The organism is Streptomyces hyderabadensis, assembly GCF_020404845.1.
GTDB classification, from domain to species: Bacteria; Actinomycetota; Actinomycetes; order Streptomycetales; family Streptomycetaceae; genus Streptomyces; species Streptomyces hyderabadensis.
Window position 1 is genome coordinate 121,090 of the sequence record NZ_JAIOJZ010000022.1, and the last position, 8,976, is coordinate 130,065.

Annotated in this window: 9 protein-coding genes; 4 read left to right on the forward strand and 5 right to left on the reverse strand. The window is 74.1% G+C overall.

The genetic code is table 11. From position 1 onward, the window contains the following. Window positions 1-49: 49 nt before the first annotated feature. Window positions 50-1,009, reverse strand: coding sequence for an alpha/beta hydrolase family protein (locus K7854_RS19055; RefSeq protein WP_226027725.1), 960 nt, complete (start codon window positions 1,007-1,009; stop codon window positions 50-52). A 63-nt stretch (window positions 1,010-1,072) separates the two neighbouring features. Between K7854_RS19055 and K7854_RS19060 the strand changes: the two genes are divergently transcribed. Next, window positions 1,073-1,615: a helix-turn-helix domain-containing protein gene (locus K7854_RS19060; protein WP_226027726.1), complete on the forward strand. Its 543-nt coding sequence runs from the start codon at window positions 1,073-1,075 to the stop codon at window positions 1,613-1,615. A gap of 12 nt (window positions 1,616-1,627) precedes the next feature. Here K7854_RS19060 and K7854_RS19065 read toward each other — a convergent pair whose 3' ends face one another. Both K7854_RS19065 and K7854_RS19070 read right to left on the reverse strand, forming a co-directional pair. Continuing rightward, on the reverse strand, window positions 1,628-3,142 hold the full coding sequence (locus tag K7854_RS19065; RefSeq protein ID WP_226027727.1) for a potassium/proton antiporter: 1,515 nt from the start codon (window positions 3,140-3,142) through the stop codon (window positions 1,628-1,630). 36 nt (window positions 3,143-3,178) lie between these two features. Further along, window positions 3,179-3,469 carry a DUF3040 domain-containing protein gene (locus K7854_RS19070; RefSeq protein WP_226027728.1) on the reverse strand — a complete coding sequence of 97 codons (291 nt, stop codon included), beginning with the start codon at window positions 3,467-3,469 and terminating at the stop codon, window positions 3,179-3,181. A gap of 272 nt (window positions 3,470-3,741) precedes the next feature. Here K7854_RS19070 and K7854_RS19075 point away from each other — a divergent pair, with 272 nt between their 5' ends. Further along, window positions 3,742-4,026, forward strand: coding sequence for a zinc-ribbon domain-containing protein (locus K7854_RS19075; protein WP_226027729.1), 285 nt, complete (start codon window positions 3,742-3,744; stop codon window positions 4,024-4,026). Between the two features lie 152 nt (window positions 4,027-4,178). Further along, entirely contained in the window at window positions 4,179-5,306 is a 1,128-nt protein-coding gene (locus K7854_RS19080) for a PucR family transcriptional regulator (RefSeq protein WP_372481047.1), read from the forward strand. 37 nt (window positions 5,307-5,343) lie between these two features. Here K7854_RS19080 and K7854_RS19085 read toward each other — a convergent pair whose 3' ends face one another. After that, entirely contained in the window at window positions 5,344-6,873 is a 1,530-nt protein-coding gene (locus tag K7854_RS19085; protein WP_226027730.1) for a flotillin family protein, read from the reverse strand. Between the two features lie 78 nt (window positions 6,874-6,951). Then, window positions 6,952-7,461 (reverse strand): NfeD C-terminal domain-containing protein, encoded by a 510-nt coding sequence (locus K7854_RS19090; protein ID WP_226027731.1) that lies wholly within the window; start codon window positions 7,459-7,461, stop codon window positions 6,952-6,954. A gap of 233 nt (window positions 7,462-7,694) precedes the next feature. Between K7854_RS19090 and K7854_RS19095 the strand changes: the two genes are divergently transcribed. Next, window positions 7,695-8,976, forward strand: a 1,282-nt coding sequence (locus K7854_RS19095; RefSeq protein ID WP_226027740.1) for an NAD-binding protein, incomplete at its 3' end; no start/stop codon positions are given.

Below are 8,976 nucleotides of genomic sequence, written 5' to 3' on the forward strand. Positions count from 1 at the left end.
TTGTCCGTGGCCGTGGGATGTCGTGCGTGCGTGAGGTTGCGCGGAAAGGTCAGGGGCGGGTCGCGGGACGCTCGCCCGCCGGGGCGCCCGAGGGGTCGTGCAGGCGGGCCTTGAGCCAGCCGGTGACGAGGGTGAGCACCTCGGGGTCGACCGGCTCGCGGAGCAGCCGACGGTAGGAACGGAGCGTGGGCCGGCCCGGGTCGCGGCGCAGTACGTGGGTCAGGTCGGGGACGCGGTGGATCTCGGTGTCGCCGCCGGGCACCAGGCGCCGGATCTCGTCGAGGTCGGCGGGCGGGACCTGGATGTCCTTGTCGCCGGTGACGGCGAGGACGGGGACCGCGGCCGGGACGGCGGCGAGGTCGTCGCGGGTGTCGTGGACGAGCATCTCGCGCATCCAGCGTGCGTTGACCGGGAGGAGACCGGCGATGCGCGCCACGTCGGTGCGGGTGCGCTTGACGCGGGCCAGGACGCTCTCGCCCAGGGCGCCCAGCGGGCGGCGCAGCAGCCGGACCGGGGCGGGCAGCCCGCCGAAGACCGACGCCGCCTGCCAGCGGAAGGCCGACTCGCCCTCGCGGGCGAACCCGGCCAGCAGGACCGCCGCCGCCACCTCGTGCCGGGCGGCGAGGGTCATCGCGTGCAGGGCGCCTTCGCTGTGGCCGACGACGCCGACGCTGTCGGGGCATATGTCCGGGTGGGCGGCCAGGGCCCGCAGGGCCGCGCTCGCGTCGCGGCGGTTGTCGGTGAAGCCGGTCTTGGCCCAGACGCCGGGCGTGGCTCCCGCGCCGCGCCGGTCGTAGCGCAGTGCGGCGATGCCCGCCGCGGCCAGGGCGTCGGCCAGCGGGCGCCCGAGGTTCAGCGGCAGTCTGCTCGTGTTGCCCTCGCGGTCCAGGGGGCCCGAACCGTGCAGCAGGAGGACGGCGGGGTGCGGTCCGGGGCCGGCGGGAAGGCTCAGGGTGCCGGCCAGCGGGGTCCCGTCGTCCGCGGGGACCGTCAGGTCGGTTTCGGGCAAGGCTCCGCCTCTCTCGATTGCTCTCAACTACGAGAACGTTATCAGATGTGAGAACATGAAGTCATGGCTACCTCGAATCTCCTCCTCCACCCCGTCCGCATGCGCATCCTGCAGACCCTGGTCGGCGCGGGCGAACTGACCACCGCCCAGCTGCGCGAACGGCTCCCCGACGTCTCGCCCGCCTCCATGTACCGGCACATGGCCACGCTCACCGAGGCCGGTGTCCTGGAGGTCAGCCACGAGAAGCGCGTCCGCGGCACCGTCGAGCGCAGCTACCGGGTCCGCCAGGACGAGGCCCTCGTCGACGAGGACGCCCGGGCCGTCATGACCAAGGACGACCACCGGCAGGCCTTCACCGTCTTCACCGGCGCCCTCATGGCCGACTTCGACCGCTACCTCTCCCGCGACGACACCGAGCCCGCCCGCGAAGGCGTCCTCTACCGGCAGGGCGCGGTCTGGCTGACCGACGAGGAGTTCACCGCACTCGTCGAGGAGCTGGAGGCCGTGGTCGCGCGGCGCACCGAGCACAGACCGGACGACGGCCGCGCCCGCCACCTCATCAGTCTCGTCGTCATGCCGGACAAGGAGGGCGGTGGTACGCAGTGACCGGGACCGCGCTCACACCCCGGCGTGCTCCGTCTCCGGGGTGCCGTGCTCGCCCAGCCAGCGGGCCAGCCTGCCGCGGCGGCCGATGGCGCGCAGCCGGCGTTCCGCCGCCTCCCGGACCCGGGGCGTGGTGATGAGCAGCAGTTCGTCACCGGCGCGCAGCACGGTGTCGCGGTCGGGTACGAGGCTGGTGCCGTCGCGGACGACCAGGGTGACGACGGTCGGGTGCGGCAGCCGCAGCTCGAAGACGGTGACGCCGTGCAGGCGCGAGCCCCGCGGGACGGACACCGTGAGCAGGTCGGCGTCCAGCAGGTCCAGCGGCGCGGTCTCGACCTGGATCTCGCGCAGCGCGTCCGGCCGGGTCACCCGCGTCCACCGGGCGACGGCGGGCAGCGTCGGCCCCTGGAGCAGGGTGAACAGGACGACGAGGACGAACACGATGTTCAGCGCGTCGCGCGCCCCGGTCACCCCGGCCACCACCGGGAAGGTCGTGAGCACGATGGGGACCGCGCCGCGCAGACCGGCCCAGGAGATGAAGACCTGCTCGCGCCAGGGCACCCGGAACGGCAGCAGGCACAGCAGCACCGAGACGGGCCGGGCGAGCAGCAGCAGGACCAGGCCGACGACCAGGGCCGGGAGGATCGCGGCGGGCAGTTCGGTCGGGTCGACGAGCAGGCCGAGCATGACGAACAGCCCGATCTGCGCCAGCCAGCCGACGCCCTCGGCGAAGGAACGGGTGGCCGCGCGGTGGGGCAGCTTGGCGTTGCCGAGGACCAGGCCGGAGAGGTAGGCGGCGATGATGCCGCTGGCGCCCAGTGCTCCGGCGGCGGCGAAGGCGATGACGCCGAAGCCGACCGTGGCCAGCGGGTACAGGCCGGCCGCGGGCAGGGCGATGTGCCGCAGCGCCGCGACGCCCAGCCACCCGACGGCCACGCCCAGGACGCCGCCGACCCCGAGCTGGAAGAGCAGGTTGCCCACGACGGGGAGCGGTCCCGGCAGCTCGGCGGTGGTGGAGAAGAGCAGCACCAGGATGATGGTGGGCGCGTCGTTGAAGCCGGACTCGGCCTCCACCAGCACGCTCACCTTCCGCGGCAGCGGCAGGGCGCGCAGGACGGCGAAGACGGCGGCGGCGTCGGTGGAGGAGACGATGGCGCCGATCAGCAGGGCCAGCCGCCAGTCGATCCCCAGCAGCCAGTGCGCGCCCGCGGCGGTCACCACGACGGAGATCGCCACGCCCACCGTGGCGAGCACACCGGCCGGGGCGAGCAGGCGCCGTACGTCGCTCCACCGGGTGGTCAGGCCGCCCTCGACCAGGATCAGCGCGAGGGCGGCGGCGCCCAGGGCCTGGGCCAGCTGGGCGTCGTCGAACCGCAGCCCGAGACCGTCCTCGCCGGCGACGAGGCCGACGCACAGGAACAGCAGCAGGCTGGGCAGGCCGACGCGGTGCGCGGCGCGGGCCGCGGCGATGCTGGCCAGCAGCACCGTGCCGCCGATCAGCAGCATCACGTACAGCTCGGACAGGGTCATCGGGCGGGCTCCGCGCCGCGCCCGCGCCCGCCGGGGTCAGGAACCGGACGGCGGGCAGCGGGTGCCGCGCTCGCGCCGGTGCGGGTCGAAGAGTTCACCGGCGACGCCGGCGAAGACCAGCCCGGCGGCGATGAGCAGCCCGTGGGAGAGGAACAGGCCGGCGGCCAGCGCGCACAGAGCGGCGGTGAGCAGCAGCCAGGCCCGGTGGTACCGGTACTCGCGCGGGCGGCGGGGACGGCCGTCGGCGAAGGCCCTCGCGAACCGTGGGTCCTCGCGGTGCAGCCGGGACGCGATCTCGGTGAGCCTGCGGTCTTCGGGCACGGGCATGGGGTCCTCCTCCCGGCGCGGGGCCCTGGGCGGGCGACGCGGTCAGCGGGGCGGGCCATGTGCTCTCCTTGCGGGGTGGGGCATCACGATCACACCGGGACGGAGCGGCCGGGTAAGGGGAGTGGCCTCCACCATCGCCCGCACGGGCGTGTCCTGGCCATCCGGGGCGGCACCCAAATGGGGCGGCGTGCGACCTGTAGGGGGCCGGGATCCGGGAGAGGATCGGGGTGTCCTGCGCGCTCGCGGGGGGCCGACCGGGAAGGACCCAGCTCATGATCATCTTCGGCACCAAGGGATACCTCTACCAGCTCGCGATACTGACGCTGGTGTGCGGCCGGTGCGGCAACCCCGCCGCGCACACGCTCCGCAAGCGCGTCACGAAGTTCACGCTGTTCTTCGTGCCGCTGTTCCCCTTCTCGACCAAGTACGCGACCCAGTGCACGTTCTGCGGCGCCGAGCAGCAGGTGACCCGGGAACAGGCGGAGCAGCTGCAGGCGCAGGAGTCCGGCGGTCAGGCGTACGGGCCGTCGGGGCAGCAGCCGTACCAGCGGCCGTAGGCGGCGGGGCGGCACCGCCGGGGGGAGGCCGGACCGGCGGCGGAGGGTAGCCTGCGCGCCCTCCCCCGCGCGTTGCCGGTTTCCGGCAGTGTTGACTACCCTCACGTTGCCGGACACCGCGCACCGGGCGTGAACGGCAGGGGAGGCGCGGGGTGACGGACCTGCAGACGGACCAGCGGGAGTCAGGCCATCGGGAGACGGGCCGGCGGGAGACCGACCAGCGGGAGACGTATCTGACCGGGTACGCCGAGATCCTGGCGGCGGTCGCCGACACCGGGCGCCGGCTCACCCGCGACGAGCTGGAGCAGCGACGCCTCTTCGGTGAGCAGGCCGCGGAGGCGGGCCACAGCCTGCGCAGTCTCGTACGGCTGCACCTGGACGCCACCCGCACGTCCTGGCCCGGCGGCGGGTCGGCGGGCCCGGCCCCGGATGCCACCGGCACCGTGCTCGCCGCCGTCGCCCAGGCCGTGGACGCCTTCGCGGAGGGCTACGAACGCGCACAGCGGCTCGCCGTACGCCAGGAGGAGGCCGCGCGGCGGGAGTTCATCGACGACCTGCTCTACGGGCGCAGCGACCTCGGCCGGCTCGCCGAACGGGCCGAGCGCTTCGGACTCGTCCTCTCCCGCGCCCACGCCGTCGCGGTGGCCCAGGGGCCGGAGGCGTACGACGACACCGCGCCGGTCACCCGGGTCGTGGAGACGGCGCTCATCTCCCGTTTCGGCGACCGGCGGGTCCTGATCACCACCAAGAACGGGCAGTTGATCTGCATCGCGCCCGGCGACCAGGACGACGTCCTGTCCTTCTTCGCCAAGCAGGCCTACGCCGCCACCGACGGCAGCAGGGTCGCCATCGGGCGCCCGCAGAGCGGCGCGGGCGGCGTGGTGCACAGCTACGAGGAGGCGCTCAGCACCCTCGAACTCGCCGACCGGCTGGGGCTTGAGGAGCCCGTGGTACGCGCCGCCGACATGCTGGTCTATCCGGTGCTCGCCCGGGACCGGCAGGCGATGGCCGACCTGGTGCTGAGCGTGCTGGGTCCGCTGCGCGAGGCCCGCGGCGGTGCCGAACCGCTGCTGCGGACCCTGGAGGTGTACTTCGACGCCGGCTGCACCGCGGCCGAGGCCGCCCGGCGCCTGACGCTCAGCGTGCGGGCGCTCACCTACCGGCTGGACCGCATCCACCAGCTGACCGGGGCGGACCCCTCCGACCCGGTGCACCGCTACACGCTGCAGACCGCGGTCATCGGCGCCCGGCTGCTGGGCTGGCCCGCCCAGGAGATCTGAGCGGGCCGGCCCGGGGCGCCTGTGCCCCCTGCTCGGGTCAGCCGGTGATCTCGACCTTGCCGTTGCGCTGGTCGGGGCCGGGCCGCGGCTCCTCGGCGCCGCCCTTCGCGGTGAGGTTCTTCAGCAGGGCGGCCAGGTCGACGCCCGTGGTGGAGCCGAGCAGTTCCATGCCCTGGGCCACGTTGTCGGCGACCGTGCGGGACAGGCGGCTGGCGCCGTCCGTGGAGATGACGGTCATCTTGTCCACGGCCGACAGCGGCTCGGACGCCTTGGCGACCACCTGCGGCAGCGCCTCGACCAGCATCTGGAGCACGGCCGCGTCGCCGTACCGCTCGAAGGCGTCGGCCTTCTTCTCCATCGCCTCGGCCTCGGCCGCGCCCTTGGCGCCGATCGCGGCGGCCTCCGCCTCGCCCTCCAGCCGTACCGCCTCGGCGATCGCCGCACGCCTGGACCGCTCGGCCTCACCCTGCTTGAGGCCCTCGATGGCCTCCGCCTCGGCCAGCGCGCTGCGCCGCTGCTTCTCGCCCTCACCGGTGAGCCGGGCCCGCTCGGCCTCGGCCTGGGCGCCCGCGATCTCGGCGGCACGCTCGGCCTCCGCCTGCTTCACCCGCGCCACCCGGCGGCCCTCGGCCTCCTGCTCGGCCTCGTAGCGCTTGGCGTCGGCCGGCTTGCGGACCTCGGTGTCGAGCTGCCGGTCCTTCAGCGCGGCCTGCCGCTCGGCGACCTTCTCCTGCTCGGCGAGGATGTCCTGCTGGCGGGCGGCCTCGGCGAGCGGGCCCGCGGCGTTGGCGCGGGCCGCGGCCTGGTCGGTCTCGGCCTTGATCTCGGCCTGCTTCAGGTAGAGGGTCCGCTGCGCGACCGCGATCTCCTCCTCCGCCTTCAGCCGCGCCTGCTCGGCCGCCCGCCGGGCCACCGCCTCGGCGATGTCGGCCTCCTGCTTGGCGCGGGCCGCCTCGGGACGGCCCAGGTCCTCCAGGTAGGAACCCTCGGTGGTGATGTCCTGGATCTGGAAGGCGTCGAGCACCAGGCCCTGCCCGGACAGGCTCGCCTCCGCCTCCTCGGCGACCTGGCCGGCGAAGGCGGCCCGGTCCCGGATGACGTCCTCCACGGACATCCGGCCGACGATCGCGCGCAGCGCGCCGGACAGCACCTCCTGGGTGAAGCCGACGATGCCGTCCTGCTGCATCAGGAACCGCTGCGCGGCGGCGCGGATCGCGTCCTCGGTGCCGCCGACCTTGACGATGGCGACGCCTTCGAGGTTGGCCTTCACCCCGCGCAGCGTCACCGCGCCGCGCACGGCGACCGGGATGTGCCGCGAGGACAGGTCGAGGGTGAACCGCTGCTGCACGAAGGGGACGACGAACACGCCGCCGCCGACCACGACCTTCTGGCCGCTGTTGTCGGTGAAGACGCGGCCCGTCTCCGGATCGGTGGACTTCTTGCCGCGCCGCCCCGTGACGATGAACGCCTCGCTCGGGCCGGCCACCTTGTAGCGGCTGACCACCACCAGCGCGAGCAGTACCAGGAGTACGACGACCCCCAGCACCGCGATGACGACAGGACTCATGGCAACGCCCCCGAATCACAGAGAGGTACGGAAGAACCGGAACACGAACAAGAAAAGGAGGGAGGGCCCGCGGGCCGGTCAGCGGTCCACCGGGCGGACCACGACCGACGTCCCCGTCGGCACCGCCTCGACCCACACCTCGGTGCCCCGCGCCACCGGCACCGCGCTGCGCGCCGCGCACTTCAGCGGCTGGCCGGCCAGCCGGAGCAGGACCTCGCCGTAGCCGTCCGCCGGGATGGCGGTCACGACCTTGCCGGACGAGCCGAGGAGGTCGTCGGTACGGGGTGTGACGGCCGTCTGGTCGCGCATCAGGGCGCGGCTGAAGCGGTACGTCAGCCAGCCCGCCCCCACTCCGGCGACCGCGCCGACCCCGGTCGCACCCGCGGGACCGGTCCAGCCGGTGCCGAGGGCGATGGCGCCTGCGAAGCCGGTCATCGCCGTGAAACCGGCGACGACCGGCAGCGACAGCCACCCCTCCAGGAGGCCGTCAAGCGCTCCCCCGAACGCGCCTTCCAGCACTCCGTCGAAGACCAGCGACAGGGCGAGCAGCACGACCCCCGTGATACCCAGCCCGAGAAACCAGGCCATGCGTGCCGTCCCCCTCCCGCCCGTCGCTGAGCTTCGGTGAGATGAATCGTCACACGTGGCCCGCCCGCCGGTCATTGCCGTGTTCCGGCAATCTTTACGCGTCTTTGATGCCGCCCTCGGTCCGTATCGGCGCTCCTGGAACCGCGGGCGGTGCCTGTACTGTCCTTCTCTTGATGGGGACTCATACGGGGAGCGTTCCGAACCAGGTTCCGCAGGGTGACGGGTACGCGCACATGGTGGTGTGCGGCGACGACGGGCTGGCCCACCGGCTGGCCGCCGAATTGCGCGGCGTCTACCGCGAACAGGTCACACTCGTCGTCCCGCCCTCCGGCCGCCGGGTGCGCCAGCCGGTGGTCGGCCGGGCCCGCGCCGCCTCCGCGGCCCTGCGGGACATGGTCAACGCGGCGGTCAACCGGACGGGCAACGGCGATGCCGCGGGCGGCACGGGCGGCACGGGCGGCACGGGCCGCGAACTGGAGGCCACCGAACCGACCGAGGACGTGCTCGCGGACGCCGGTGTCGAACGGGCCACCGCGCTGGCCCTGGTGTACGACGACGACGAGACCAACATCCGCGCCGCCCTGACCGCGCGGCGCCTCAACCCCCGGCTGCGACTGGTCCTGCGGCTGTACAACCGGCGTCTGGGCCAGCACATCGAGGCGCTCCTGGACCAGAGCGCCACCTTGGCCTCCGGCGGCGGGCCCGGCTCCGGTTCCGGGTCCACGACCGTGCTGTCCGACGCGGACACGGCCGCGCCCGCGCTGGCGGCCACCGCTCTCGTCGGCACCAGCAAGGTCGTCGAGACGGACGGGCTGCTGCTGCGCGCCGTCGAACGCCATCCGCCCCGGCCCGGCGAGGTGGCCGACCCGGGGCTGTGCACCCTCGCGCTGCTGTCCGCGACGAGCAACGACCCGGCCGGTGCGGACGGTTCGGAGGACAGCGGCGAGCACGGTCCGCAACTGCTGCCCGACGCGGCGGCGGTACGGGCGGCCACCGGACGCGGGACCGTGGCCCTGGAGCAGGTGTCGTACTCCGGGCCGCCGCTGCCCTCCGGGCGGGCCGGGGTGCCCGCCTTCGGGGAGCTGTTCTCGCGGCGGCTGCGGTGGTCGCTGGCCGGTCTGGCGGCGTGCGTGGTCGCCCTCGCCGTGGCGCTGATGGTGGTCACCGGCGACCATCCGCTGCACGCCACGTACGTGACGCTGCTCGACCTGTTCTCCATCAACGAACCCGCGCACAACAAGGACACCGGCCGTCAGATCCTCCAGCTGCTGTCCGGCTTCGTCGGACTGCTGCTGCTGCCCGTCCTGCTGGCGGCCGTGCTGGAGGCGCTGGGGACCTTCCGCAGCGCCTCGGCCCTGCGCAAGCCGCCGCGCGGGCTCGGCGGGCACGTCGTCCTGCTGGGTCTCGGCAAGATCGGTACGCGGGTCCTGACCCGGCTGCGGGAGATGGACATCCCCGTGGTGTGCGTCGAGGCCGATCCCGAGGCGCGCGGCATGGCGACCGCGCGGCGGCTGC